At 73.4% G+C, this 26,718-nt stretch carries 21 protein-coding genes and 1 pseudogene; 11 read left to right on the top strand and 11 right to left on the bottom strand.

The features are described 5' to 3' along the window. Positions 1-9: 9 nt before the first annotated feature. Positions 10-1,344, top strand: a complete 1,335-nt coding sequence (locus OG509_RS35300; protein ID WP_406186637.1) for a tetratricopeptide repeat protein — start codon at positions 10-12, stop codon at positions 1,342-1,344. 24 nt (positions 1,345-1,368) lie between these two features. On the opposite strand, the gene OG509_RS35295 is transcribed toward OG509_RS35300, so the two are convergent. Beyond that, entirely contained in the window at positions 1,369-2,904 is a 1,536-nt protein-coding gene (locus OG509_RS35295; RefSeq protein ID WP_406186636.1) for an MFS transporter, read from the bottom strand. A gap of 182 nt (positions 2,905-3,086) precedes the next feature. Between OG509_RS35295 and OG509_RS35290 the strand changes: the two genes are divergently transcribed. Next, positions 3,087-3,248 carry a DUF6126 family protein gene (locus tag OG509_RS35290; RefSeq protein ID WP_406186635.1) on the top strand — a complete coding sequence of 54 codons (162 nt, stop codon included), beginning with the start codon at positions 3,087-3,089 and terminating at the stop codon, positions 3,246-3,248. Between the two features lie 36 nt (positions 3,249-3,284). Here the strand turns inward: OG509_RS35290 and OG509_RS35285 are convergent, their stop codons facing one another. After that, positions 3,285-3,527, bottom strand: coding sequence for a DUF6158 family protein (locus tag OG509_RS35285; RefSeq protein WP_406186634.1), 243 nt, complete (start codon positions 3,525-3,527; stop codon positions 3,285-3,287). Positions 3,528-3,646: 119 nt separating this feature from the next. Between OG509_RS35285 and OG509_RS35280 the strand changes: the two genes are divergently transcribed. Further along, positions 3,647-4,765 (top strand): M20 family metallopeptidase, encoded by a 1,119-nt coding sequence (locus OG509_RS35280; protein WP_406186633.1) that lies wholly within the window; start codon positions 3,647-3,649, stop codon positions 4,763-4,765. A gap of 38 nt (positions 4,766-4,803) precedes the next feature. Here OG509_RS35280 and OG509_RS35275 read toward each other — a convergent pair whose 3' ends face one another. After that, positions 4,804-5,412, bottom strand: coding sequence for a TetR/AcrR family transcriptional regulator (locus OG509_RS35275; RefSeq protein WP_406186632.1), 609 nt, complete (start codon positions 5,410-5,412; stop codon positions 4,804-4,806). A 145-nt stretch (positions 5,413-5,557) separates the two neighbouring features. Between OG509_RS35275 and OG509_RS35270 the strand changes: the two genes are divergently transcribed. The 3 genes and pseudogenes from OG509_RS35270 to OG509_RS35260 form a co-directional block, all read left to right on the top strand. After that, entirely contained in the window at positions 5,558-6,481 is a 924-nt protein-coding gene (locus OG509_RS35270) for an alpha/beta fold hydrolase (RefSeq protein ID WP_406186631.1), read from the top strand. Between the two features lie 64 nt (positions 6,482-6,545). Continuing rightward, positions 6,546-7,205 (top strand): TetR/AcrR family transcriptional regulator, encoded by a 660-nt coding sequence (locus OG509_RS35265; protein ID WP_406186630.1) that lies wholly within the window; start codon positions 6,546-6,548, stop codon positions 7,203-7,205. Next, positions 7,202-8,587 (top strand): annotated as a pseudogene (locus OG509_RS35260) (MFS transporter); the annotation flags it as partial. The gene OG509_RS35265 and the pseudogene OG509_RS35260, both read left to right, overlap by 4 nt. On the opposite strand, the gene OG509_RS35255 reads toward OG509_RS35260, so the two are convergent. Beyond that, complete coding sequence (locus tag OG509_RS35255) at positions 8,537-9,445, bottom strand: LysR family transcriptional regulator (RefSeq protein WP_406186629.1); 909 nt, start codon at positions 9,443-9,445, stop codon at positions 8,537-8,539. The pseudogene OG509_RS35260 and the gene OG509_RS35255 overlap by 51 nt on opposite strands. A gap of 202 nt (positions 9,446-9,647) precedes the next feature. Between OG509_RS35255 and OG509_RS35250 the strand changes: the two genes are divergently transcribed. Beyond that, the gene (locus OG509_RS35250; protein WP_406186628.1) at positions 9,648-10,274 is read left to right on the top strand and encodes a DUF6817 domain-containing protein; all 627 of its coding nucleotides are present in this window, start codon (positions 9,648-9,650) and stop codon (positions 10,272-10,274) included. Positions 10,275-10,286: 12 nt separating this feature from the next. Here OG509_RS35250 and OG509_RS35245 read toward each other — a convergent pair whose 3' ends face one another. After that, positions 10,287-13,526: a TIM-barrel domain-containing protein gene (locus OG509_RS35245; protein WP_406186627.1), complete on the bottom strand. Its 3,240-nt coding sequence runs from the start codon at positions 13,524-13,526 to the stop codon at positions 10,287-10,289. Positions 13,527-13,797: 271 nt separating this feature from the next. On the opposite strand from OG509_RS35245, the gene OG509_RS35240 reads away from it, so the two are divergent. Together OG509_RS35240 and ligA are read left to right on the top strand one after the other, a co-directional pair. Continuing rightward, complete coding sequence (locus OG509_RS35240) at positions 13,798-14,184, top strand: RICIN domain-containing protein (RefSeq protein WP_406186626.1); 387 nt, start codon at positions 13,798-13,800, stop codon at positions 14,182-14,184. Next, complete coding sequence (gene ligA / locus OG509_RS35235) at positions 14,135-16,207, top strand: NAD-dependent DNA ligase LigA (protein WP_406186625.1); 2,073 nt, start codon at positions 14,135-14,137, stop codon at positions 16,205-16,207. Before OG509_RS35240 ends, ligA begins: the two co-directional genes overlap by 50 nt. Here the strand turns inward: ligA and OG509_RS35230 are convergent. The 4 genes from OG509_RS35230 to OG509_RS35215 all read right to left on the bottom strand — a co-directional run bounded on the left by OG509_RS35230 (position 16,197) and on the right by OG509_RS35215 (position 20,674). Beyond that, positions 16,197-16,457 (bottom strand): hypothetical protein, encoded by a 261-nt coding sequence (locus OG509_RS35230; protein ID WP_406186624.1) that lies wholly within the window; start codon positions 16,455-16,457, stop codon positions 16,197-16,199. The genes ligA and OG509_RS35230 overlap by 11 nt on opposite strands. 210 nt (positions 16,458-16,667) lie before the next feature. Further along, a complete protein-coding gene (locus tag OG509_RS35225) occupies positions 16,668-18,458 on the bottom strand; it encodes an ABC transporter permease/substrate binding protein (protein ID WP_406186623.1) in 1,791 nt (596 codons plus the stop codon). After that, positions 18,458-19,522 (bottom strand): glycine betaine/L-proline ABC transporter ATP-binding protein, encoded by a 1,065-nt coding sequence (locus OG509_RS35220; RefSeq protein WP_406186622.1) that lies wholly within the window; start codon positions 19,520-19,522, stop codon positions 18,458-18,460. Before OG509_RS35220 ends, OG509_RS35225 begins: the two co-directional genes overlap by 1 nt. Positions 19,523-19,747: 225 nt before the next feature. Continuing rightward, positions 19,748-20,674 (bottom strand): SigB/SigF/SigG family RNA polymerase sigma factor, encoded by a 927-nt coding sequence (locus OG509_RS35215; RefSeq protein WP_406186621.1) that lies wholly within the window; start codon positions 20,672-20,674, stop codon positions 19,748-19,750. Positions 20,675-20,966: 292 nt separating this feature from the next. Between OG509_RS35215 and OG509_RS35210 the strand changes: the two genes are divergently transcribed. Next, positions 20,967-22,568 (top strand): S8 family peptidase, encoded by a 1,602-nt coding sequence (locus OG509_RS35210; RefSeq protein WP_406186620.1) that lies wholly within the window; start codon positions 20,967-20,969, stop codon positions 22,566-22,568. A gap of 24 nt (positions 22,569-22,592) precedes the next feature. Here the strand turns inward: OG509_RS35210 and OG509_RS35205 are convergent, their stop codons facing one another. Both OG509_RS35205 and OG509_RS35200 read right to left on the bottom strand, forming a co-directional pair. Further along, positions 22,593-23,342: a GntR family transcriptional regulator gene (locus tag OG509_RS35205; RefSeq protein ID WP_406186619.1), complete on the bottom strand. Its 750-nt coding sequence runs from the start codon at positions 23,340-23,342 to the stop codon at positions 22,593-22,595. Positions 23,343-23,397: 55 nt separating this feature from the next. Beyond that, on the bottom strand, positions 23,398-25,035 hold the full coding sequence (locus OG509_RS35200; RefSeq protein WP_406186618.1) for an IucA/IucC family protein: 1,638 nt from the start codon (positions 25,033-25,035) through the stop codon (positions 23,398-23,400). 120 nt (positions 25,036-25,155) lie between these two features. On the opposite strand from OG509_RS35200, the gene OG509_RS35195 reads away from it, so the two are divergent. After that, positions 25,156-26,712: an IucA/IucC family protein gene (locus OG509_RS35195; RefSeq protein WP_406186617.1), complete on the top strand. Its 1,557-nt coding sequence runs from the start codon at positions 25,156-25,158 to the stop codon at positions 26,710-26,712. Positions 26,713-26,718: the final 6 nt, after the last annotated feature.

The following is a 26,718-nucleotide window of genomic DNA, read 5'->3' as shown; positions in this document are numbered from 1 at the left end:
GGGGTCTTCATGGACGAACCGGCCGAGATCGGCCGCAGGGTTCAGCGCATGCGCGCCGAACGCGGGCTGACACAAAGGGCATTGGCGCAGCCCTCGTACACCTCCGCCTACATCTCGACCCTGGAGTCGGGCAAGGTACGGCCCTCCGAGACGGCACTGCGCTTCCTCGCCGAGCGGCTCGGCACCTCGTACGAGGAGCTCGCCACCGGGCGCCCCGCCCACCTGGCCACCGAGCTGCGCCTCGGCCTCACCGACGCACAGCAGACGCTGGCCACGGGGGCCGCCGCCGAGGCGGCCGTACGCTACCGGCAGCTGCTGGCGGACGCGGAACGGCTCGGCCTCGATGCCGAACGGGCGGAGGCGCTGCTCGGGCTCGGCGACTGCGCGCTGGAAGCGGGGGAACTGCCGGACGCCATCGGCCGCTTCGAGGCGGCCGAGCGACTGCTGGCCGACGAGCCGCTCCCCCGCCGGGCCCGCCCGATCCGCGGCCGGGCCGTGGCGCACCTGCTCGCCGGGGAGCTCCGCTACGCCTGTTACCTGCTCGAATCCGCCATCGACGAGCTGAACGCGGGCGGGCTGGCCGATCCGGAGGCGCTGGTGCTGCTGTACGCCGCCGTGATCGGCCCGTACATCGACATGGGCGCCCACGCCCGGGCCGCGCACGCGGCCGAGCTGGCCCTGGCGCTGGCTCCGCAGGTGGCCGATCCGGCCCTGGTGGCGGGGATGCACCGGCAGGTCGCGCGTACGTTCCTCGCCGCGGGGCGTCCGGCGGACGCCGATGCCTCCCTCGCCAAGGCACAGGCGATCTACCGGCAGCTGCGGCTGCGGACCGATCTGGCGCACTGCCACTGGATGCGCGGCTACGTACAGGCGCAGAACGGCGATCTGGTGGCGGCGGAGGCGGAGTTGCGCACGGCCCGGGACATCCTCGCGGCCCGGCGGGCCGCTCTGTACACGGCGCAGGTCGAGGTGGAACTCGCCGACGTACTGCGCCGGCTGGGCCGCTGCGAGGAGGCCGCCGAGCTGCTCTCCGGGCTGTTGGAACTGGGCGACAGCCACGGGGCCGTGCACGCGGGCGGGGCGCACCGGCTGCTCGGGCTGATGGCCGAGGAGCGCGGGGAGACCGAGTCCGCCGAGGAGCACTACGTCCAGGCGCTGACCCTGCTGGAACGCAGCGGGGCCAGCGGGGATCTGGCCGATCTGTGCCGGCTGCTGGGCGACCTGCTGCGGCGCACGGGCCGGATCGAGGCCGCGCTGGATGCGTACCGTACGGGGCTGGGCCACCGCGCGGCGCCGGGCACCACCACGCTGGGCCCGGCGCCCGCGTCACCGCTGCGGCGGTGAGGCGGGCGCCGGGGCGCGGCCGTGTCAGTGGTTCTCGGTGGGCCGGAGGTCGCGCGGGATCATCGTCCACGTCGTGGCCGCCGCGGCCACCGCGAGGAGGCCCGCGATGAGGAAGGCCGGCGTGATGGCGAGGGTGTAGGCCTGGGAGGCCGTCTCGATCAGGCCCTTGCCCACGGTGCCGCCCAGCCGTTCGGCGATGTGGGCGGCTTCGCCCACGGACTCGTGGACGGCCGCGGCGGCCGCGCCGTCCAGGCCGAGGGCCGGCAGGTTGCCGCGGTACAGGACGGCGGCGGTGCTGCCGAGGATGGCGACGCCCATGGCCGAGCCGAGTTCGTAGCAGGTCTCCTCGATGGCGGCCGCGCTGGAGACCTCGTGCGCGGGCGCGGCCGAGATCAGCGTGACCGAGGCGACGGTGGTGGCGATGCCCGCGCCCAGGCCCATGACCGTGAGGGCCACGGCGAACGCCGGGTAGCCGAGCTCGGTGAACTGCTGGAAGGTCCAGGGCAGGGCCATGCCTGCGGCCAGGACCAGCAGTCCCGCGCCCAGCACGTGCCGGATCGCGAAGCGCTGCATCAGCGTGGGGGCCACCATCGAGGCGCAGATCAGGGCGAGCGGGGCGGGCAGCAGGCGCAGGCCCGCTTCGAGCGGGGTGTAGCCCTGGCCGTACTGGAACCACTGTGTGACGAGGAAGAGGATCGCGCCCATGCCCACCATGGGCAGGAAGATCGCGGTGGCGGCGACGCTGAAGGCGGGCTTGGTGAACAGCCGGACCTGGAGCAGCGGGTTGTCCACGCGCAGCTGGCGGCGCACGAAGACGGTCAGTGCGACGGTGGCCAGGGCGAGCAGGGCCCACGGGAGCGGATCGGCGATCCCGCTCTTGCCGAGCTGCTTGATGCCGCCCGCGAGGGCGAGCATGCCGACGATCGACTGGCCGACGCCCCACCAGTCCCAGCGGCCGCTGCTGCGCGGGGAGCGGGATTCGGGGAGGTAGCGCAGGCCGGCCGCGACGATGACCGCGGCGACGGGGAGGTTCAGGAGGAAGGCGGAGTGCCAGCCGTAGTCCTGGACGAGGAGCCCGCCGATGACCGGGCCGAACGCCATGCCGCCGCCGAAGACGGCCGCCCAGACGGCGAGCGCGAAGGCCCGCTCCTTGGCGTCGGTGAACACGCTGCGCAGGATCGACAGGGTGGCCGGCATGATCGCGGCGCCGCCGACGCCGAGGAGGGCGCGGGCCGCGATCACGTGCCAGGCCTCGGTGGAGAAGACGGCGATCAGGGAGGCGACGGAGAAGATCGCGAAGCCCGCCATGAGCAGCCGCTTGCGGCCCCAGCGGTCGCCGAGGGCGCCGGCGGTGACGAGCAGGCCGGACAGTGCGAGCGCGTAGACGTCGATGATCCACAGCTGCTGCACGGCACCGGGCCGGAGGTCGCCGACGAGGGAGGGGAAGGCCACGTTGAGGATCGTGGTGTCCATCGAGATCAGCAGCAGGCTGCCGGAAAGGATGGCGAGGACGATCCACCGGCGCGGGTCGAGTGGAGCGGTGGGGCGGCGGGCGTGCATGGGGTTCCGTTCGGGTGAGCGGGCGGGGAGGCCCACCGCTTCGCACAGCGATGAGCCTCCTTCGCCTCGAATGATACATCAACGTCTCATTCGAGGCGAAGAGTTCTCACACCCCGGGCGCACCCGTACGCTGTTTCCGTAGCCACTGGCCCCCCGCCCCGCATTCGAAACGGAGATCGGCCGTGCCGGACAAGACAGAGGGGCCCGCCTCCGCGGCGGCGCGGCACGAGCAGTGGAAGGGGAAGGGCGTCGCACTGCGCGCGTTCTTCTACATCTTCGGCACGCACGCGTTCGCCGGGTTCATCTGGCTGCTGTTCTACCTGGGCGAGCACGCCAAGAAGTAAGGCCCGTACGGCCTGCGCGACGGCCGGCGTGACCCCTCAGTCCTCGCCGGACCGGGCGCGCGCGCCCGACCGGGTCCGCCCCGGCGTCTGGGCGCGCTGGGGGTGCCGGCGTACGTACTCGTGCTCCAGCTCGTTCATCCGCTGCGTGTGCGTGACCAGCGCCTCGTCCGACCCGTAGAGCAGGGTCTCGTGGCGGGTCCGGTGGATGGCCTCCAGCTCCTTGAGCAGCTTGCCTTCCTCCAGGTTCGCCGCCGAAGGGCCGCCGTCATGCTGCGCCATGGCCCGTACACCTCCTCCCCTCCATCATCCCCTCCGATGCCCCTTTCGTCCCGGCCACGGCGGTTTCGGCCGCCCTTCCCCCGGACTGCGGGCCGTGGCGCGGCGGCTACCCTTGCGCCATGACGATGCGAGCGGCCGTCCATGTGAGTGTGGATGCGATGATCGAGGACCTCCGGACACTCGTCGAGATCGAGTCCCCCTCGCGGGACCTCGACGCGCTGGGGGTATCGGCCAAAACCGTCGCCGCCGTCATCGAGGACCGCCTCGGCGGGGAGGCCGTCCTCATCGAGAGCGAGACCGGACCGCACGTCCACTGGTCGGGCGGCGGCGAGCCGCAGGTGCTGATCCTCGGCCACCACGACACGGTCTTCCCGCTCGGGACCCTCGAACGCCGCCCGTTCACGGTCGAGGACGGGCGCGCGACCGGCCCCGGGGTCTTCGACATGCTCGGCGGTCTGGTGCAGGCCGTCCACGGGCTCGCGCTGCTCGACGACCTGTCGGGCGTCGAGATCCTGGTGACCGCCGACGAGGAGATCGGCTCCCCCTCCTCCCGGGCCCTCATCGAGGAACGCGCCCTCGCCTGCGGCGCGGTGCTGGTGTTCGAAGGCGCTGCCGACGGCGGCGCCCTGAAGACCGGGCGCAAGGGCTGCGGCTCGTTCCACGTCTCCGTCGCGGGCCGGGCCTCGCACGCCGGCCTGGAGCCCGAGGCCGGGGTGAACGCCCTGATCGAGGCGGCACACCTCGTACTGGACATCGCGGCGCTCGGCCGGCCCGAGATCGGTACGACCGTCACCCCGACCGTGGCCTCCGCGGGAGGGGTGGACAACGTCGTTCCCGCCGAGGCGACCGTCACCGCCGACGTACGGGTCGAATCGGCCCGCGAACAGGCACGCATCGAGTCCGCGTTCGCGGCGCTCGCCCCGCACCTCGAAGACGCGGAGATCTCGGTCCACGGGTCCATCGGCCGGCCCCCGATGCCGGAGTCGGCGTCGGCGGATCTCTTCGCGGTGGCCCAGCGGCTGCTCCCCGGCCTCGAAGGCCGGTCGGTCGGCGGCGGCAGCGACGGCAACTTCACGGCGGCGGTGGGGGTGCCGACCCTCGACGGCCTCGGTGCGGTCGGCGGCGGAGCCCACGCCGACCACGAGTACGTGGTGGTCGAGGCCATGGCCGAGCGGGCGAACCTCGTCGCCGGCCTGGTGCGGGCGATCCGGAACACCCGGGAGAGCGCGAGCGCGTAGCGCCTGCGCACCCGGCCTGCCCGGACCGGCCCGGTCCGTCAGCGGAGCGCCGGGAAGAGCCGGTCGAGGTGGTGGCGGAGCACCGACGCGGCCGATTCCTCCGTGCGCTGGCCCACGAGGACGCTGGTGCCGAGCCCTGCCGACATCGCCAGCAGGCTGATCGCCTCCGTGCGCGGATCCGTGTCCGGCGGGGCCAGTTTCGCGTCGACCGCCTGCTGGAGGAGCGCCGTCAGGGCGTCCTCGGCCGCGTTCGGGTTGTCGATGAACGGCTGCGCGGCGAGCGCCTCGTCCGTCAGCGCGAGCGCCGCGTACGAGGTGTACACGATGTGGAAGGTCCGGCTCACCTCGTCCGTGGGCAGTGACTCCATCAGCAGCGCCTCGATCATCGCGCGCGGCCCCGGGTCCTGCCCCACCGCCCGCAACCGCTCCGCGACCCGGGCGCCGAGGCCGGAGGCCAGGTGCTCAAGCCCGTACAGGAGCAGGTTCTCCTTGGTCTGGAAGTAGTACTGGACGAGGCGCAGCGAGACCCCGGCCTCCGCGGCCACGTCCCGCATGCCCACCGCGTGCAGTCCGCGCCGCCCGGCGACGCGGACCAGCGCCTCCGCGATCTGGCTGCGCCGCTCTTCGTGGTCCACCCGCTTCGGCATCCGCCGTGTCTCCGCCCGTTCGCCCGGTCTGTCGTGGCCCGGGCCGGAACGGTTCCGGCCCGGCCGCAGATTTTCATGGTACCGCCGTATCAGTATCGTGGTACGGTCGTATCAAGAAAGCGACGGACCACCGGAGGTGCCCACCGTGCCCGAGACCACGACCCGCGACCGCAAGCGCGCCCAGGCCGATGTCGGCCGCTACGTGAGCGACGAGCTGCGCGAGCGGTACTTCGCCGCCTGCGACGCCGTCTACGCGCTGGGGCCGGCCGCGGACGCCGAGACGGACGTCGAGACGAGCTTCGGGACCACGCACGTCTACCGCTTCGGCCCCGCCGATCCGCGGGCCGCCTCCCGGACCCCGGTGGTGCTCGTCCACGGCGCCGGTGGCAACTCCTCGCAGTGGTACCCGAATTTCGCCGCCCTCAGCGCCGAGCGCCCGGTGTTCGCGGTCGACACCCTCGGCGATCCGGGCCGCAGCGTGCAGCACACCCCCATCCACCAGCCCGAGCGCGCCGCCCAGTGGCTCGACGAGGTCCTCGACGGGCTCGGCCTCGACCGGGTCCACCTCGCCGGCAGCTCGTACGGCGGCTGGCTGTCGCTGAACCAGGCGCACCGCCGGCCCGAGCGGCTGGCATCGGTCACCCTGCTCGACCCGGGCGGCCTGGAGAAGACGGGAGCCCGCTTCTTCGTCTGGATCTTCATCAGCCTCTTCGCGACCATCGCCCCCGAGCCCGTACGGCGGCGCCTGGCGGCCTGGCTGGACCAACCGGTGCTCATCGTGCCGGAGTTGCGCGCGATGATCATGCTCAGCGTCCGCGCGTACCGGATCCGGCGACCCTCCCCACAGCCGCTGACCGAGGACGAACTGCGCACCGTCCGGACGCCGTTGTACGTCCTGCTCGGCGAACACAGCCTGCTCGTCCACCCGGAGCGGCAGCGCGAGCGCGTACCGCGCCTGATCCCCGGCGCCGTCGTGGAGATCATGCGCGACACCGGGCACGGCCCCCAGATCGACCACGCCGAGCAGGCGAACAACCGGATGCTGAAGTTCATGGACTCGGTCGACTGAGCGGCGGTCCGACTCGATCGAGCAGCGAGTAGACACTGTCTACGCATCCTGGTAGACAGTGTGCATGGATCCGCACAGCCCGCTCCGGGAACGTCTGATCGACGTCGGCGTCGACCTCGTGCTGACCGAGGGCACCGCCGCTCTCGGCCTGCGTGAGATCGCCCGCCGCGCCGGGGTGTCGCACGGCGCACCCCGGCGCCACTTCCCCACCCACCACTCCCTGCTCTCGGCGATCGCCCGGCGCGGATTCGCCGACCTCGGCGGCCGGTTCGCGGCGGCCACCGCTCATGCGTCCTCGCCGCGCGAGCAGGTGCGGGCGCTCGGGTGCGCGTACGTCGGCTACGCGCTGGAGCACCGCGGCATGTTCGAGCTGATGTTCCGCCACGACCTGCTCGACAGCGAGGGACAGGAGAACACCGGGGAGGAACCCGCCGGGAAAGAAGCCGTCGGGGAAGAAGCCGTCGGGCAGCGGCCGCCGAGGCTGCGCGAGTCCACGATCCCGCTCTTCCGCCTCCTCGTCGGGCTCGTCTCCCGCTGCCGGACCGGCGGGGATCCCGAGGTGACCGCCGCCGCCCTGTGGGCCAACCTGCACGGCGTGGCCCAGCTGTGGGGCTGGGGCAGTCTGCCCCTGGTCCTCGGCGACGCCGCCGATGCCCGGGCCGGCGTCGAAGGGCTCGTCGACGCCGCCCTCGACGCCCACCTCGGGCCGGATCCCGCCGCATGACCCGCGCGAGGCAGCGGATCGCGCTGCTCGTCAGCGTCGGCGGCGCGATGCTCGTCGCCCTCGACGGCACCGTCCTCAGCGTGGCGCAGCCCAGCCTGCGCCACGACCTCGGGGCCAGCGTGGCCCAGGTCCAGTGGACCAGCACCGCCTACCTCCTCGCCGTGGCCGCCCTCCTCGTCATCGCCGGCCGCCTCGGCGACCGGTACGGGCATCCGCGGCTGCTCCTCATCGGCGTGCTCGGTTTCGCCGCGGCCTCCGCCGGGGTCGCGCTCGCGCCCGGGGTCGGCTGGGTCATCGCCCTGCGCGCCGCCCAGGGGGTGTTCGGCGCCCTGCTGCAACCGGCGACCCTCGCACTGCTGCGCCTCGCGTACCCGCCCGACCGGCTCTCCACCCCGGTGGCGGTCCGGACCAGTGCCATCGGCGCCGCCGCCGCGGCCGGTCCGCTGCTCGGGGGCGTGCTGGTCGCGCAGTCGGGCTGGCGTTCGGTGTTCGTGCTGAACGTGCCGATCGCCCTCGCGATCGCCGCGCTCACCCTCGCCCTACGGGTGCCCGCTCCGGCCCCGGCCGGATCGGGAGGGGCCGGATCCGAGGGGCGCGGGTCGGGCAGGCCCGCGCTGACCGGAGCGGCGCTGCTGGCCGCGGCCCTCGCCGTGCTCGTCCATGCGCTGGCCGGCGTACCCGCCCACGGCTGGGCCGCGCCGCAGACGCTGCTCGGGCTCTGCGGGGCCGCCGCCCTCGCGGCCGTGCTCGTACGGTACGAACGGCGGGCCGCGCAGCCCCTCGTACCGGCCGCCGTGGCGCGCTCCCGGCCGGTCGCGGCCTCGATGGCGCTGCTGCTGGCCGTCTCCGCCGGCATGTTCGGGGCGTTGTTCGCGGCGACCTTCCTGCTCCAGGACGTACGGGGGCAGGGCCCGCTCGCCACCGGCCTGCTGGTGCTCCCGCTGACCGGCTGCATGGTCGCGGGCGCACCGCTGGCGGGCCTGGCGCTGCGCCGGTACGGGCCGCGTCGGACCGCGCTCGCCGGTACGGGGCTGGTGGTCCTCGGGGTCGCCGGGCTGGGTGCGGTGGCGGGCCCGGCGGTCATGGCGGCCTTCGCGGTTCTCGGCGCCGGGTTCGCCGCGGTCATGGTGACCGCCACCGGCACGGTGGTCGGCGACGCCCCGGCCGGGTACGCGGGGGTCGTCGGCGGGCTCAAGCAGACGGCGATGAACATCGGTCCGACCCTGGGCATCGCCGTCGCGGCGGGCGGCGGCGCGGGCGCCGGGGCCGGGGCCGCGCCGACCGCGCTGTTCGCCCTGGCGGCGCTGGCGGCCGTGGGACTGCTGCCGGCGTCACTGCTGCCGCGCGGCGCGGGCCGTGCAGCTGCGGGCCACGTCGTCGGCGAAGACGCGGGCCAGCGGGGACAGCGCCGACCAGCGCCGGACCGCCCAGCCGACCGGGAGCGGCGGCAGGGCCGGGACCGGGACGAGGCGCAGCGGGCCCTCTGATCCGGGGACCCGCCACCCGGGCAGGGCGGGCACGAGGGCATGGCCGAGGCCCAGTTCGGCCAGGAGCAGGGCGGTGTCCCAGTCGGCCACGCTGGTGTCGGACCGTATCCGGATGCCGGATTCCGCGAAGGCGGCGTCGAGGTGGGCACGGGAGGCCGAGTTCTCCGGGAGCCGGATGTGGCGGATGCCGGTGAGGTCGGCCGGCTCGACGCGGGGCCGGGCGGCGAGGGGGTCGTCGGCGCAGACCGCGAGCACCCAGGGCAGCTCCATCACCGGGCGCTGCTCGATGCCGCGCACGGGCCGGCCGATGGTGATCCAGGCGAGGTCCAGGTCGTCGGCGGCGAGCGCGTCGAAGCAGCTGCGGCTGGAGTTCTCGGTCTGGAACTCCAGGCTGACCCGCGGGTGGCGGCGGCGGAAGCCGACGACGGCTTCGGACATGAAGTGCCGTACGGTCGTCGCGCCCGTGGTGATGCGCACCGATCCGCTGTCGCCGCGGACGAGTTCGTCGAGGCGGCGCAGGGCTCCGTCGAGCCCGGCGATGCCGTCGGCGGCGGCCGTCTGGAGGATGCGCCCGGCCTCGGTGGGGACGACGCCGCGGGCGTGCCGCTCCAGCAGCTCGGTGCCGGTCTGCTTTTCGAGGCGGCGGACGTGCTGGCTGACGGCCGACTGCGTACAGCCGAGGTCGCGGGCGACGGCGCTGAGACTGCCGGCCCGGCAGACGGCCACGAAGACGCGGAGATCGTCGAGAGTCACGGGGCCCACGCTACTCCAAGCTGTGGCTTGGGTCTTGATAGGGAATCAGAGGATTGACTTGGATCTACGGGTGGACAACGATCAATCCAGGGCCCCGGGCGGCAACCCGTCCCCGCTCGCGCCACGGTCCGGACCCCGGCGCGAGCGGGGACGGGTGTCGACCCACCCACCTGACCGGGTCACGCGGGAGAGGACCACGCCCATGCCGGCACCGATACCGACACAGGCCGAGCGCCGGGAGGCACGCGCCCTCGCGCTGCTGCGCGAACTCGGCGCCGGGCGGCTGGCGCACCCCGGTGGCACCCTGCTCGCCCACCTGGAACGCGTACACGCACTGCTCGGGGCGTGGGGAGCCCGGCCGGCGCTCCGGCTCGCGGGCCTGTGCCATGCGTTCTACGGGACGGACGGCTTCGCCAGCGCCCTGCTGCCGGTCGCCCGGCGGGCCGAACTGGCCGCGGTGATCGGGGCCGAGGCCGAGGAGATCGTCTACTTCTACGCCAGTTGCGACCGCGCGGCCTCCTATCCGACGCTCGCTTCCGACGTACCGTGCGGCGCGGACGCCGGCGCCGCCGACAACGAGGCGGTGTCGTCGGTGGCGCCGGCGTTCCGCGACCGGTTCACCGGCCACGTCCACTCCCCCGACCGGCAGTCCCGGCGCGACTTCGCCGAGCTGTCCGCGGCGAACGAGCTGGACCTCGCCCGGATCGACCCGGCGTTCCGCGCGGCCCACGGGCCGGGCCTCCTCGCCCTGTTCACCCGGCTGCGGGGGCTGCTGACCGAGCCGGCCCGGCGGGAGTGCCGGGCCGTGCTCGGCGGCGGCGCGCTCTGACGACCGGCGCCGTCAGGGCGTGAAGGTCCAGCGTTGCGCGGGGCTTCCGTCGCAGGCCGCGCGGGTGAGCTTGGTGCCGTTCGCGGTGCCCGCGCCGACCGGGGCCAGGCACTGGCCGAGCGTACGGAGGCTGCCGTCCGGCCCCGGCTGCCAGTTCTGGCCGGCGGCCCCGCCGCACGTCTGGACGGTGACCGCGGTGGCGCTCGTACCGTCGAGGCAGACCCCGCCCAGGCCGGTGACCCGGCCATCGGCCGTCAGGCTCCAGCGCTGGTTGGGGCCGCCGTGGCAGGTGTACAGGGTGGGTTCGGTGCCCGGCGCGGTGGCGCTGTACGGCAGGTCCGCGCAGCGGGCCGAGGCCGCACCCACGAGGGTGTCGTCGGCCGGGAGCGGGGCGGCCCGCCCGGTCAGGCTGATCTCGGCGGCGCTGGTCCAGGGGCCGCGGCCACCGGCTTCGGTCAGAGCCCGCAGGCGCAGGTAGCGGCCCGTCTTCGCGGACAGGGAGACGGACTTGGCCGCGGCGGTGTCCGCGAAGGTGCCGGTCGCCACCGGTGAGCCCCAGTCGGTGGTGCTGTCGGATACGTACACCTCGTAGCCGCCGATCCGGCCGTTGACCCCGCCGTCCTGGCGGGGCAGGTAGCCGAGGCCGTCGACCGCGTAGCGCGCGCCGAGGTCGATGCGGATCTCGTGCGGCAGCGCGGCCGGGGTGCCCGAGGACCAGGCGGTGTGCCAGAGCGTGGCCGGGTTGCCGTCGAAGGCGTTCTTGGCCGCGCCGTTCTCGGCGGCGGTCTCCTGGCTGTCGGCGGAGACCAGGGTCCACGCCGACTGCGGGACGGGGGCGGAGGTCGCCGGGATCGGTTCGGCGGCCGGGACGGACGTGCCGGTGACCGTAATGCCGAACGCGCCGGACTTCGTACCGGACTTGACCCACAGGATGCCGCCGCGGTCGGCGGGGTCGAAGAACCAGCCGGACGCGGCCGCGTCGTAGGCGGCCTTGGACGTGTGGCGGGCCAGGGCGGCGGCGTCCGCGGCGACCGCGCCCGGGGCGGAGGCCACGTGAAGGCTGAACTCGTAGCCCCGGGCGGCCGGTTTGCCGGTGTAGCTGCCGGTGGGGGCGCCGACGGAGACGGTGACCGTGCCGGAGCCCGCGGCCGGGGCCGTGACGTCCACCTGCTGGCGGGCGTACGCGCCGGACTGGTAGGCGCGGGTGAGCCCGTCGTCCTCGTAGAGGCTGAAGGAGGAGTTCCCGCGCGGGTGGATGTCGTAGGTGAGGGTGGAGACGGGCTTCTCGCCCGTGTGGTTCATCTGCGGCCACATGGGCACGATCGCGCCGCCCTTGACGAACAGGGGCAGGGTGTCGAGCGGCGCCTGGTAGCCGTTCAGCCAGCCCGGTCCGGCGTACGTCTTCCCGCTCCAGTAGTCCGTCCAGGTCCCGGCGGGCAGGTAGATGCCGTCGCGGACGGAGGTGTCGGAGACGACCGGCGCGACGAGGAAGGAATCACCGGCCATGAACTGGCCGCTGGTGAGGTTCCCGCGGGCCACCGGGTCGTCCGGGTACTCCAGGACCATGGCGCGGGTGCTCGGTACGCCGCTTTCGTGCGCGGTGCGGCTCATGGTGTACAGGTACGGCATCAGCCGCATCTTGAGCTGGAGGTACTTGCGGTTGATGGAGAGGTACGGCTCGGTGAAGCGCCAGGGCTGCTTGTCCTGGTAGCCGGCGGCCGGGTTGGTCGCGCCCCAGCCCGACATGGTCATGAAGGCGGGGGTGAAGGCCTTCCACTGGAGGTCGCGGGTGTAGGTCTTGGGGCTGCCGCCGAAGATGCCGTCGACGTCGCCGGAGGCGTAGTTGAGGGCGGACAGGCCCGCGCCGGCGATGGCGGGGACGTGCCAGCGCATGTCGTCCCAGGTGCCGTTGGTGTCTCCGGTCCAGACGACGGCGTTGCGCTGGGTGCCGGCCCAGCCGTCGACGGTCCAGACGTAGCGGCGGGCGTCGGAGTTCTTCTCGATGCCGTCGACGGCCTGCTGGACGCCGGTGAAGGCGGTCTTGTAGCCGCCACCGATCCAGGCGACGTCCGTCTTCACCCCGCGGGTGCCGGCCGTACCGACCTCGTCGGCGATGGAGCCGAGGCCGGTGGAGGTCCACAGTCCGGTCTGGAAGCCCTTGGCCTTCAGGGCGTCGACGGTCGATTTGAGCGGCGCGGTGTAGCCGCAGCCGTAGCCGTCGTTGGGCAGGAACCAGCCCGAGGGCATGTCGGCGGCGCGGGCATCGGTGGCGTATCCGACCACGTCGGGGGTGGTCTGGTGGCGCAGCCGGTTGTGGTCGCCCTGGTATGCGGGGTTGGAGGCGTTGAAACAGTCGGCGTTGCCCAGTTCCAGGCCCCACATCGGTGCCATGAACGGCTTGCCGCTCACATCGGTGTAGCCGTCGAGCACGGATTTCAGCGAATCGCCGGTGAAGTACCAGGCGTCGAAGCGCTTCTCGTCGTGGGTGAGGGTGGTCGGGGCGTTGAAACCGTACGAGCCGGGGGCCCAGGTGTTGCGCATGACGCCGTAGCCGTTGGTGGACATGTAGAAGGGAGCCGGGCTGGCGTTGTTGTTCTCGCGCCACTTGTTGTCGACGGCCACGGGGACGGTCTTGCCGCGCAGCGCCCATTCGCCGAGGCGCAGGCCGGTTCCGTAGAACTGCTCGTCGGCGCCGCGGGCCAGGTACTGGGTGGTCTGGGTGCCGGTCCAGGAGGTGGGCTGGGTCTCCTGCCAGATCAGGGTGGCGTTGTCGGCGCGGTAGACGGAGAACTGCAGGGGCGTCTTGTTGACGCGGATGTTCAGGGCGCCGGTGGTGATGCGGTAGTACGCGCCCGCGTCGGTGAAGGAGGCGTCGACGGGGCCGAAGTCGGTGGTGGGGGCGAGGTCGGAGCCGGCCGGGTCGTTGGTGAAGGCGCCGTCGGGCGAGAGCCAGAGCCGGAAGATGTCGGCGCGGGCGATGACCACGCGGGCCTTCGCTCCGGCGGAGGTGCTGACGGTGAAGGTGTTCCCGGACCGGGTGAGGCCGGTGGCGTTGCCCGCCGTGGCGGGGGCCGGGGCGGCGGCGGCCGGTGAGGTCATCGGCCCGGCGGCGGCCAGGCCGGCGACGGCGAGGGCCGCTGCGAGCAGCGCGACGAGGGGTGCCCGCTGCCGCTTGGCCTTCTTGCGTATGCGGGTGGGGATACGGGTGGGGATGGGACTGTGCGTGCGCCTGGGGATGCGGATGAGTCTCATGGGGCAGCTCCTCGTGCGGTCCGGATTGCGGACACACCGCTTTGGCATGCGCCTGGCAAGATAGCGGTCCACGGAGATCACTTGAAGGATGCTGCTCGAAATCGTCTCCAATCAAGCAGCTTTGAGCATCCGTCAGCCAGATCGTGCGTCGGGGGTGGCGTGTCGTTTCTGCGGTGAACCGGGCCATCCGATCGGGTGACCGTACGGCCGATGCTCTTCCCGCCGGACGAGCCGGAGCGCTACAAACCCGTGCCGTGACCATGGCAAGCTCGTGAACAGGAACTCCTCGAAGTGCGCAGACGTCGAGGGGTGGTCCAAGGACGACGGGGGCAACGTCCACCAGTGGAGCTGCAGGCTGGACGACGACTCGAACCAGAAGTGGACGTTCCGCCGCACGGCCGACCGGTACTGGAACGTCGTCAACCAGAACAGCGGCAGGTGCCTGGACATCCAGGGCCCTTCGTACGCCGACGGAGCCCACCTCCACCAGTGGATCTGCCGGAACCAGGACAACAACAGCCAGCAGTGGCGGTTCTTCACCGCCACCTGGGGAGGGTCTCGCGGCACGGTCCCGGGGCGTTGTCAGACCCCTGCGCGACGATCGGGGCATGACGATCACCACCGCCACTCCTGCCGGTTCCGCCCTCACCACCCGTGACGAGTACGCCGACGCGATCGGTACGGCCATCAGGGCCTCCGCCGCGTACTACGGGTCGGGCGATTCGCCGCTCGACGACGCCTCGTTCGACCTCCTCGTCTCCCTGATACAGGCGTACGAGGAGCGGTACCCGGAGCACACCGACCCGGCCTCGCCGACCGGGAAGGTGGCCGGGGGCGCGGTGCCGGCCGGGGAGGTGGCGCACACGGCGGCGATGCTCTCGCTGGCGAACGCGTTCGGCCCGCAGGACCTGCTCGACTGGGAGGCCTCGGTGGTGCGCCGGCTGGGCGGGCCGGTTTCGGGCGGCTTCGTGGTCGAGCCGAAACTGGACGGGGCCTCGCTGGCGGCCCGCTACCAGGGCGGCCGGCTGGTCCGGCTCGTCACCCGGGGCAACGGGACGAGCGGCGAGGACGTGTCCCACGCCATCGGGACCATCGTCGGGCTGCCGGAGCGGCTGGCCGCGGACGTCTCCTTCGAGGTGCGCGGCGAAGTGCTGCTGACCACGGCCCAGTTCGAGCGGGCCAACGAAATACGGGCCGCGCACGGCGCCGGGCCGTTCTCCAACGCGCGCAACGGGGCGGCCGGAACACTCCGGGCCAAGGGCCGCCCGTACACGGTGGAGATGACGTTCTGGGCGTTCGGCGCGGTCGGGCCGGACGGCCCCGCCGTACTGCCCGGCGCCTCCCACGCGGAGGTGATGGCCTTCGTCGCCGCCGCGGGCGTGCAGACGGCCGCCGCCACCCCCGCGGGGCTGACGGTGGTGGCGACGGCCGCCGAGGTGCAGGAGCAGGTCGACCGGATCGCGGACCTGCGCGCCCGGCTGCCGTTCGGGATCGACGGGGTCGTCGTCAAGCTGGACTCCCTGACCGAGCAGGCCGCCGCCGGGACCGGTTCGCGCCACCCGCACTGGGCGACCGCGTACAAGCTGGCGGCGGTGGAGCGGCGCACCCGGCTCCTCGGCGTGACCTGGGCGGTGGGCCGCACCGGGGTGCTGGCGCCCACCGCCGTCCTGGAGCCGGTGGAGGTGGACGGCTCGGTGGTGCGGCACGCCACCCTGCACAACCCCGCCGACATCGAGCGCCGCGGCCTGCGGCTCGGCGACACCGTGACCGTCTACAAGGCGGGTGACATCATCCCGCGCGTCGAGGCCCCGGTGGTGGAGCTGCGCACCGGCGAGGAGCGGCCGATCGAGCTGCCGGCCGTCTGCCCGGGCTGCCAGGGGGAGATAGACCGGAGCCAGGAGCGGTGGCGGTGCGCGCAGCCGGCCGACTGCGGGCGGATCGCCGCGATCCTGTACGCCGCCGGGCGCGACCAGCTGGACATCGACGGCCTGGGTGAGACGTACGTACGGGCGCTGGTCGAGGCCGGCCGGGTCAGGGACGTCGCCGACCTGTTCGCGCTGGACCACGCGGCGCTGACGCAGGCCGCGGGGAGCGGGAAGCGGGCCGCGAAGCTGCTGGAGCAGATCGGGGCCGCGAAGGGCAGGCCGCTGGCGCGGGTGTTCTGCGCGCTCGGGGTCGTCGGCACCGGGCGCGGCATGTCCCGCCGGATCGCCCGCCATTTCGGGACGATGGAGGCGATCCGGGCCGCCGACGCCGCCGCCATGACGGAGGTCGAGCTGGTCGGCGAGACCAAGGCGGCCGGCATCGTCGCCCAGGTCGCCTCGCTTGGACCGGTCATCGACAAGCTGGCCGCGGCCGGGGTCAACCTCACCGAGCCGCAGGTGGAGCGCCCCGCCGGCGCCGAGTGCGCGGAGGGTGCCGAGGGGCCGCTCGCCGGTCAGACCGTGGTGGTCACCGGGAAGATGACGGGCGCGCTGGCGGCGTACGACACGCGCGACCGGGTGCGCGAGCTGATCGAGCGGGCGGGCGGGAAGTCCGCGAGCGGCATATCGGGGCGGACGACGCTGCTCGTGGCGGGGGCCAAGGCGGGCGGCAAGGTGGCCAAGGCCGAGGAGGCGGGCATCGAGATCCTCGGCGAGGAGGCGTTCGCCGAGCGGATCGCCGCGTTCCTCAGCTGCTGACCGGTACGGGCGGCGCCGGCGGTACGGTCGGTCCCGGCGGCGGGGTGACGGCCAAGGTCGGCGGGGCCTGCGAGGCGTACCGGTCGCCGCAGGGGTCGAAGACCAGCAGCACCGGCCGGCCCGGGCACTGCCGCCAGGAGATCCGCTCCGGTGCGCCCCCGCACACGGGGCAGCGCGGCAGCGGGCCCGGCTCCGCCGCAGGAGCCTCGGGGGCGGCCGCGAGCCGGGGCACGGGGTGCGGATCACGCATGGGGGCTCCCTGGTCCGGCGGTGGTGTCCCAGGCACTGTGCCATGGCCCGCCACTCTGCGGCACGGGCCGATCCTCCAGGATCCCGGCTGGTCAGGGGTGCGTTCCCGGTGCAGACCCGCCGTACCGTCCGCCCGGGCCGACGAAGGCGCCGGCGGTCGGTGGAGAGGTACGCTCCGCCGACCGCCGGCGCCTTCACCGCCGTACGGCGATCACGCGGCCTTCGCGACCTCCGGGTGCTCCTTCAGCCAGGTGCGGACGGCCTGCTGCTCCTTGCCCTTGCCCGCCTCCTGGATCTTCGCCTCCAGGCCGGTCAGCTGGGCCTCGGTCAGCTTGAACGAACGCAGCCAGGAGGCCACTTCGGGCTCGTCCGCAGCGAAGCCCTTGCGGGCCAGGGTGTGGATGCCGTCGCCCTTGCCCCAGGCCCCCTTGGGGTCTTCGAGCTTCTTCAGGTCGTACGAGGCGTACGCCCAGTGCGGCGACCAGAGCACGACCGCCACCGGCTCCTGCTTCTCGTAGGCCCGCTTCAACTCGGCGAGCATGCCGGGGGTCGATCCGTCGACGACCTGGTACTCGCCGTCCAGGCCGTACTCCTTGAGCAGCTTGCCCTTCAGGATCCCCATCGCGCCGGCGCTCGGCTCGATGCCGATGATCCGGCCCTTGAACTCGGCGCCCTTGCCCTTGAGGTCGGCGAGGGAGGTGACGTCCTTCACGTAGGAGGGGACGGACAGCTCGATGGAGGTGGGCCCGTACCAGGAGCCCAGGTCGTCCAGCTTGTTCCCGTACTTCTCCCAGTACTGGGCCTGCGTGACCGGCAGCCAGGCGTCGGTCTGGAAGTCGACCTGGCCGCCCGCGAGCCCGGTGAACAGGGCGCCGAGCTCCAGCTGCTTGGCCTCCACCTGGAAACCGCGGCGCTCCAGGAGCTCCTTCCACAGGTAGGTCGAGGCAATGCCCTCGTCCCAGGGGATGTAGCCGATGCTGATCTTGCGGCCCTTGCCCATGGCGTCGGCCCCGGCGGCGGCCGGCTGCCCGGAGCCGCCGAAGGTGTTCAGGCCGCCCGCGACGAGGGCGAGGACCACGGCTCCGGTGACGGCGTAGGCGGGCTGGGGGCGGTGGTTCCACAGCTTGGCGGCGCCGCTCGCGGCGGCCTGTGCCTTGGCGAGCGTGCGCCGGCCGATCGGGGAGACCTGGCGGCCCAGCGCCCCGGTCATCCGGTCCAGGTACATGGCGAGGATGACGATGGAGATGCCCGCCTCGAAGCCGAGGCCGATGTCCACGTTGCCGATGGCCCGGTAGACGGCGCCGCCGAGCCCGCCGCCGCCGACCATGCCGGCGATGACGACCATGGACAGGCCCAGCATGATGACCTGGTTGATGCCCGCCATGATGGTGGGCAGGGCCAGCGGCAGCTGGACGCGTACGAGGGTGTCGCGCGGGGTGGTTCCGAAGGCGTCGGCGGCTTCGACGAGTTCCGCGTCGACCTGGCGGATGCCGAGCTCGGTCATCCGTACGCCGGGCGGCAGCGAGAAGATGATGGTCGCGATGATGCCCGGCACCACGCCCACGCCGAAGAAGATGATGCCGGGGATCAGGTAGACCATGGCCGGCATGGTCTGCATGAAGTCCAGGACGGGCCGCAGGACGGCGCTGACCCGGTCGGACCGGGAGGCCCAGATCCCGAGCGGGACCGCGAACACGAGGGTGACGAGGGTCGCGACGAGGACCAGCGAGAGCGTGGACATCGCGTCGGACCACAGGTCGACGGAGTCGACGAGTGCGAAGCCCGCGAAGGCGAGGAGCCCGGCGAGCAGCCCGCGCAGCCACCAGGCGCCGACGGCGAGGATGCCGGCGAACAGCAGCGGGGCGGGCGCGTCGAGCACGGCGTGGATGCCGTCGTACAGGCCAGTGACGAGCGCGCTGATGGCGTCGAACAGCCAGGACAGGTGGCGCTGGAGGAAGTCGACACCGCTGTCGACCCAGGCGCCGAGGTGCAGGCGGGGCATCAGGCGGCCACCTCCGCGCAGCGCACCTGGTCGCGCTGTTCGTCGCCGATGAAGGCGACGAGCCGGTCCTGCGGTACGGAGCCCACGACGACCCCGGCGCCGTCGGTGACGGCGACCGCGTGCGGGACGCGGGCGCTGACGGCGCACAGGTCGGCGATCGGGGTGTCGGCGGTGACGCTGGGGCAGCCGCAGGCGGGGGCGGCGCCGGCTGCGGGCTCGGTCATCACCGCGTCGGCGGTGAGCACGCGCGAGCGGTCGACGTCCTGGATGAAGGAGGCGACGTAGTCGTCGGCGGGGCGGGTGAGGATGTCCTCCGCGGTGCCCTGCTGGACGATGCGGCCGTCGCGCATGACGGCGATGCCGTCGCCGAGGCGCATGGCCTCGTTGAGGTCGTGCGTGATGAACACGATGGTCTTCTTGAGCCGCTGCTGGAGCTCCAGCAGCTGGTCCTGCATGTCGCGGCGGATCAGCGGGTCCAGCGCGCTGAAGGACTCGTCCATCAGGAGCAGGTCGGCGTCCGTGGCGAGGGCGCGGGCCAGGCCGACACGCTGCTGCATGCCGCCGGACAGCTCGTCGGGCCAGGAGGCCTCCCAGCCGGCGAGCCCGCACAGCTCCAGCGCCTCGGCGGCGCGGCGCAGGCGCTCGTCGCGGGCGACGCCCTGCACCTCCAGCCCGTAGGCGGCGTTCTCCAGCACGCTGCGGTGCGGGAAGAGCGCGAAGTGCTGGAAGACCATGCTGATCTTGGTGGAGCGGACGTGGCGCAGCTCACGCCTGGAGAGGGAGGTGAGGTCCTGGCCGTCGAAGAGGATGCGCCCCTCGGTGGGTTCGAGCAGTCCGTTCAGCATGCGCAGCAGCGTGGACTTGCCGGATCCCGACAGACCCATGACGACGAAGATCTCGCCGGGCTCGACGCGGAACGAGGCGTCGATCACAGCGGCCGTCGTACCGTCTGCGCGCAGGTCGTCGCGGCCGGCGCCGGCTCGGAGCGCGCGGACAGCGGCGGCGGCGTCGCCGGGTCGTCTTCCGAACACCTTGTAGACGTGCTCGGCCTGGAGCGTGGACACATACACCTCGCGGGTCGTACCGGAAACGGGCTGCGCCCGGCCGCTGGGGCCGGGCACAGGCCGTGGAGCGGCACGGGATCCGCCCGCACCCGGGCCGGCCGCGTGACGGCCGACGGAAGGGTTCGCTCCGGATCCGCGGGTGCCCACGCTCCTCCGGGGTAAACGCCGAGGTGACCCACCTCACGCCGGGAGGTCCGGGCCAGGTCCGGGGCGTCCCGGGTCGCCCTAGGCGATGTCCGGGTCCGGGTCCTCCAGCATGGAGGCGCGCAGGTGGGCGAGGACGCGGGTCAGCAGGCGCGAGACCTGCATCTGCGAGATGCCCAGCGCGGCGCCGATCTGCGCCTGGGTGAGCTCCTCGCCGAAGCGCATCCGCAGCATCCGGCGTTCGCGGTCCGAGAGCTGTTCGAGCAGCGGTGCGAGGGTCTGGATGTCCTCGACCCGCTCCAGGGCCGGCTCCTCCTCGCCCATGACGTCGGCGAGGGTGTGGCCGTCGGCCGAGCCGTCGCCGCGCTCCGCGTGACCTGAGTGCGGGGCGTCCAGGGAGCCGGTGGTATGGCCGTTGGCGGCGACGAGACCCTCTATGACCTCCTCCTCCGCGAGGTCGAGGTGGCCGGCGAGGTCCGCGACCGTCGGCGCTCGGTCCAGGGTGGTGGTCAGCTGCTCCTTCGCCTGGGCGATGTCGATGCGCAGCTCCTGGAGCCGGCGCGGGACGCGCACCGCCCAGGAGGTGTCACGGAAGTGCCGTTTGATCTCGCCTGTGATGTACGGCATGGCGAGTGTGGCGAATTCGTTCTCGAGAGCCGGGTCGAACCGGTCGATGGCCTTGATCAGGCCGATGGCGCCGACCTGGACGATGTCCTCGATGTCGCCCCCGTCACCCCGGCCGCGGAAACGGCGGACGGCGTACTGGACGAGTGAGGCGTTCATCTCTATGAGCGTGTTCCGGACGTACTGGTGTTCCGGCGTGCCCTCGGGCAGTTCGCGCAGCCGCCGGAAGAACACCCGTGACAGCTCCCTCGCATCCGCGGGAGCCACCTCCCTGGGCTCCTCGATCCGCGGCAGGTCCGCGATCCGGGCGGCGTGGCTGCCGCGGCGCGGACTGGGGACGACTGCGGTGGTTTCGGAAGTGGAGGACGGGGCAAAGGCGGGCATGGGGTTCGCTCCTTGGGCTTGTCGGCTTGCGGCGCGGGACCTTGACTGCCGTAGATGGTGGTCTCTTTCAGCTTGTACGTCAAGAATTGCCGGAAATGCGGCCGTCCGCTTACACGCGCACGCGTAGGCACGCACACGAACGCGCACGCGACCGGCGGGTCTGGTTCCTCCTGTGTACACAGCCTTGTGCGGGGCCCCTTGGCGCCCCAGTCTGGGCGGACGACTCAAGGGGGGTTCGACCCGAATGCTCAAGACATGGCACGGATCACACGGGTTGCGCAGATCACACGGATTGCGCAGATCACACGGGTTACATGGGTCACACGGATTACGGCAGTTCGGATTCGGACCACGGCGGTGCGGGGCCGTCCTCGCCCTCGCCGCGGCGCTCGCCCTCGGCGCGCAGACCGGGGCCTCGGCCGCGAGTCCGCCCGCCGAAGGGACCGTCCGGTACGCCGGAGCGCCCGGAGCCGTCGCCGGCAGCTACCTCGTCCTGTTGAACCCGGCCCGCGCAGGCGCCCGTACGGCACAGGGCCGGTCCGTGGTCACACGCTTCGGCGGCACGATCCGCCGGACCTACGACTCCGCCCTCAACGGCTACTCCGTCCAACTGTCGGAGCACCAGGCCCGCCGGCTCGCCGCGGACCCAGCCGTCGCCGAGGTCGCGCAGAACCGCAAACTGCGGCTCGATGCCACCCAGCCGGAGCCGCCCTCATGGGGCGTCGACCGGATCGACCGGCGCAGGCTCCCGCTCGACGGGAGCTACACGTACCCCGATTCGGCCGGGCAGGGTGTGACCGCGTACGTCATCGACACCGGCGTCAACATCAGCCACCAGGACTTCGGCGGGCGCGCCTCGTACGGGTACGACGCCATCGACGAGGACTACGAGGCCGACGACCTGCACGGGCACGGCACGCACGTCGCCGGGACCCTCGCGGGCACGACGTACGGCGTCGCGAAGAAGGCGAAGCTCGTGTCGGTCCGGGTGCTCGACTGGTCGGGCGAGGGCACCACGGAGCAGGTGGTCGCCGGGATCGACTGGGTCACCCGCAACGCCGTGAAGCCCGCCGTGGCCAACATGAGCCTGGGCGGCGACCCCGACGACGTACTGGACGCCGCCGTACGGAACTCCATCGCCTCCGGCATCACGTACGCGGTGGCAGCGGGCAACCAGAGCGCGGACGCCTCCACCCACTCCCCCGCCCGGGTGCCCGCGGCGCTCACGGTCGGGGCGACCAACGACCGCGACGCGCGCGCCTCGTACTCCAACTACGGCCCTCTGGTGGACCTGTTCGCCCCGGGCGACTCGATCACCTCGGCGGTCTTCTGGGGAGACGACTGGAGCACGACCATGTCCGGCACCTCGATGGCCTCGCCGCACGTGGCGGGTGCGGCCGCGCTCTACCTCGCCGACCACCGTACGGCCACGCCCGCCCAGGTGGCGGGCGCCCTGACCGCGGCGGCCACGACCGGCTCGGTGGTCGACGCCGGACCGGGCTCGCCCGACCGGCTCCTGTACGTGGGGACGGCGCCGAACCGGGTACCGGGGCCCCGCTTCGCGAACACGTCGGACTATCCGGTCGAGGACCTGGAGCCGATCGAATCCCCGGTCACGGTCGGCGGGATCCCCGGGCACGCGCCCGCGCAGCTGGACGTGGAGCTCGACATCGGGCACCCGGACTCCGGCACCCTCCAGGTCGACGTGGTCGCGCCCGACGGCACGGTGTATCAGATCAAGGACAGCTACACCGGCTGGGGCGAGGCCGATCTGCGAGGGGTGTACGCGATCGACGCCTCGTCGGAGACCGCCAACGGCGTGTGGAAACTGCGGGTGTACGACGCCTTCGCGGGCTACACGGGCTACATCGACGCATGGGCCCTGCGCTTCTGAGGGTCCGGTCTCGGGGGTCCGGCCTCAGGTGACGTGGAATCCGGCCACCGCGTGGTCCCGGTGGAAGGTCAGCCGGTTCCAGGTGGGAAAGGCGAGGTCGGTGACGGCGAGCAGCCGGCCGCGGTCGTCGTACAGCGTGCGGCGTACGGTCAGGCCGCAGACGGGGACCGCGGCCGCGGGCCTGCTGCTCCGCGTCATGGTGAGGGTCTCGGCGACCCGCCCCTGCTCCGCGGCCCGTTCGAGCCACCGGTGCAGAGGCCCGAGATCCTCGTCCCGGACCGCCGCCTCCGGGCGGTCGCGGTAGCGGGCGAGTTCGGGATCCCCGGCGACCGCGCCCGGGCAGACGTACGTGACCGCGTCCCGGAGGGTCTCCCCCGACGGGCCGCGCTCGCGGCGGTGGTGGACCAGGGTCCGGTCCCCGCCGCGCATGCCGAGCAGCTCGGCGAGCGAGGGCGGCACGCTGACCAGGGTCAGCCGGCTCTGGTCGCGCACGACGGCCGGGCGCGTAGGGGAGCCGCCCCCGACTGTCTCGACGGCCGCGGACCGGGTGCCCCGCCGCTCGGTGACGATCAGGCCGTCCTCCCGCAGGTGTTGGAGGGCGGCCCGGACGGTCTGCCGGTTGACCTGGTACCGGGCGGCCAGGGTGCGCTCGGAGGGCAGTCTGCCGCCGGGGGTGTGCGCGGCGCGCTCCAGCTCGCGCCGCAGCGCCGCGGCGATCCGCTGATACTTGGGCATGGCGGCGGCCGGGCCGCCGTCCCGCGTAAGGGAGGGCATGACTTCTCCTCTGACGGGTGGTCAAGGACTGCGCGGTACGCAACCTAGCATTGGTCTATACCTCTGAGTGAGAGGTACCCGCCGTTCCCGCCCCACCTTGGCCGAATCCCGGCGCCCCGACGCCGCTCTCGCCGCGCAGGGGGTTCGGGAGGGGGATGTAGCGGGCGGCCGCGCCGTCCGCGCGGGTCCAGCGGAGCAGCAGATTCGTTTTGGCCGGGAGGGAGGGGGCCGAGAGGAGTTCCGCGATCTCGGGCAGGCCGTGCTCCGCGTCGTAGCGCAGGAACTCCTCGCGCACCGCCGGCCACACCCCGGCAGCCGCTTCCGGATGCGCCTCGGCAAGGGCTCCCGCCACCTCCGTGAGGTGGTTGACGACCAGGCAGTAGACCAGCCGCTGCCAGGCGGCCGCGCGCTCCGTACCCGGCAGCAGCTTCACCCCCTCCGCATCCCGGAACAGCGCCTGTACCGGGAGGCCCTGGGCGTCGACCGCCACGAGGGTGTTCTGCAGGTGCGCCTCCAGTACGACGCCGTGCCGGGCGAACAAGTCCAGTACGGGTGGTACGACATGGCGCAGGTACGCCCGCCACCAGCCGGCCGGATCGTTCGTCGCGGCCAGCGGACTGCCGGCGAACCCCTCCGCGAGCGCGGCGGACGCGAGCGGCGTGGCCCCGGGCTCCAGTTGCGCGTGGAGTCCGTCGCGGATCAGCACGGCGAGTTCCTCGAAGGCGAAGGACGCGGTCCGGTAGCCGCGGTCGGCGAGCCAGACCGCGTTCGACCCGCGGCGCCGCAGATCGGCGAATCCGGCCCCGACCGCGGCGTCCGTACGGCGCAGCTCCAGCAGGTCATGCCGCCACAGCCGGCGCACGTCGTTGGTGATCCGGACGTCCAGGCTGAACTTGACGAAGAGGTCCGCCGCACCCGGCACGTACACCGTGCGGATCGATGCCGTCGGCCGGACCGTCCGGCGGCCCGGGCCCAGGCGCAGCAGCCGCCCGTCGGCGAACGCCGTGCGCAGGGCCGCCGAGCCGCCGACCAGCTCCAGCTGCCAGGGATGCGCGGGCAGCAGTCGGTATCCGGCCGGCGGGCGCGGCCCGTCGAGCAGCCCGGCCAGCGCGTCGACCGCGTCGGCGGCGGCCGGCCCGCCCTCCTCGGCCACCTGGTCCTCGCGCAGCCCCAGGAAGACCAGCGGGTGGCGGGCGTACGCCTCCGGCGCGTACGGCAGCCAGCTCGCGGCGGGCGCGCCGCCCCGCGCCTTGGGGGCGGGGTGGTACGGGTGTCCCATGACCAGGGACTGCTCGGAGAGGACGTACGGGTCCTGCGGGGGCGCGGCCTCGGCGCGGGCGGCCAGCAGCGCGGCGACGGCCTCGCGGCTGTCGGCGATCTCGACCGGGAGCTCGTCGTTCGGGACGCCCGTGTACCGGTGCAGTTCGTCGGCGGTCAGTTTGACCAGCTCGGTGTGGCTGAGCGGACGCCAGCCGTCCGCCGCGCGCAGCTCGGGGCGCAGCGGCCGGCGCGGGCCCCGTACGCGCAGGAGCCGGCCGCTGCCGCGCAGCCGGTGGACCGACCAGCCGTCGTCCGGCGCGGCGGAGAGCTCCTCGGCGGGATCGGCCGCTTCCCTCAGCAGGCAGTTCAGCAGGGGGGTGGTGGCGTACGCGTCGGCTGCGGCGTTGAGGTCCACGGATTCCATTCGGTCCATCCCAGGTGCCGGGGTCGCGGGGCGTACCTCCGGCCGTGATCTTCAGTATCCGCGATGATGACGTGATCATCACGTCACCCGTGAGAGACCCGTGAGAGGAACAGGGCCCTGCACCCCAGCATGAACCTCCCCGCCTCCCCGGCCGAAGAGGCCGTGTCCGCCGAGCTGGCCGAAGTGCGCCCAGCCCTCGGTTCCGCTTACGGCGCCGCGCTCGGCGGCGCCCGGGCCGCCGTGCTGACCCGGCTGTGGCGGGCGCTGGCCTTCGAACCGCTGCCGTGGGTGGAGCGCCGCGAGCGCGGGCCCGGCGGCCTGACGCTCCGGCTGTCCGGCGGCAGCCGGCTGGAGGGCCCGCCGCCGGACCCGTACGCGACCGATCCGTACGTCCACGAGGTGCTGCTCGACGGCGTCGCGTACCGGCAGTCCGGGCGGCTCGTGGCGGCGCTGGGGGTGCCGCACGGGGACGCCTTCGCCGCCGAGCTGGACGACAGCACGGCCTCGCTCGCGCTGTCCCGGGCCGGGCAGCCGCCCGCGGCGGAGGCGGCTCCGCAGGCCGCCCGGGAATGGGAGCAGCGGGTGGTCGACGGCCATCCTTACCACCCCAACTGCCGCTCCCGCCCCGGGTTCTCAGTGGCCGAGCAGCTGGCGTACGCGCCGGAGCACCGGCCGCTGGTCGAGCTCGGGCTGGTCGCCGTACGGGCCGAGGAGTGCCTGGTCACGGGCGCGTGGCCGGCCGGGCTGCGCGACGGTGGCCGGCTCCTGCTGCCGGTGCACCCGTGGCAGGCGGAACACGTCCTGAAACAGACGGGCCGGGGGGTGGCCGGGGCGCTGCGCCCCGGCTTCGCGGCGCACCCCCTGATGGCCCTGCGCACCCTCGCCCCCGCGGCGGGCGGCGCACACGTCAAGACGGCGCTGAGCACCCGGCTGACCTCCTCCGTGCGGGACATCTCCGAGTACTCCATCGAGACGGCCGCCGCGGTCTCCGCCTTTGCCCAGGCCCTGTCGGAGCGGCTCGACGGGCAGTTGCACATCACCCGCACCCTGGGCGCCGCGACCGCGCACAGCCCCGACCTGGCCGCGGTGCTGCGCGAGCCGCCCGAGGTGTACGCGGACGCCGCGGCGGGCGAGCGGGTCGTACCGGTGGCGGCCCTGGGCGGGGCTCCGTTCGCGCGTTCGGCGGCCTGGCGGGCCGAGTTCGCCCGCCTCGCGCTCTCGGTTTGCCTGCGGGTGCTGGACCTCGGGGTGGCGCTGGAGGCCCACGGCCAGAACCTGCTCGTCGTGCTGTCCGCGACGGGGGCCCCGCTGCGGCTGGTCTACCGCGATCTCGCCGACATCCGGATCAGCCCGGAGCGGCTCGCCCGGCACGGCCTGCCGGTGCCGCCGCTCTCGGGCCGGCTGGTCACCGATGACGTGACCCTGCTGCGTCGCAAGCTGTTCGGTTCCCTGCTGACCGGGACCCTGGGGGCCACGGCGGGCTCTGCGGCGGCCTTCGGCGAGGCGCTCGCCGAGGCCGCCGGGCTCCCGGCCACCGCCGACACCGAGGCCCTGCTGACGGCGCCGCTGCCGACCAAGGCCCTGACGCTGATGCGGCTGAGCCCCGGAGTCCCGGGCGACCAATGGGCGGAGCTGGACAATCCGCTGGCCAGGACCGACAGGCGGGGGCGGGGGCGGGCAGTCTAGTGTCAC

It is taken from the genome of Streptomyces sp. NBC_01006 (assembly GCF_045162725.1).
Lineage (GTDB): Bacteria > Actinomycetota > Actinomycetes > Streptomycetales > Streptomycetaceae > Streptomyces.
The sequence above is the reverse complement of the archived record's forward strand: the minus strand, read 5'-3'. Positions and strand labels throughout refer to the sequence as shown.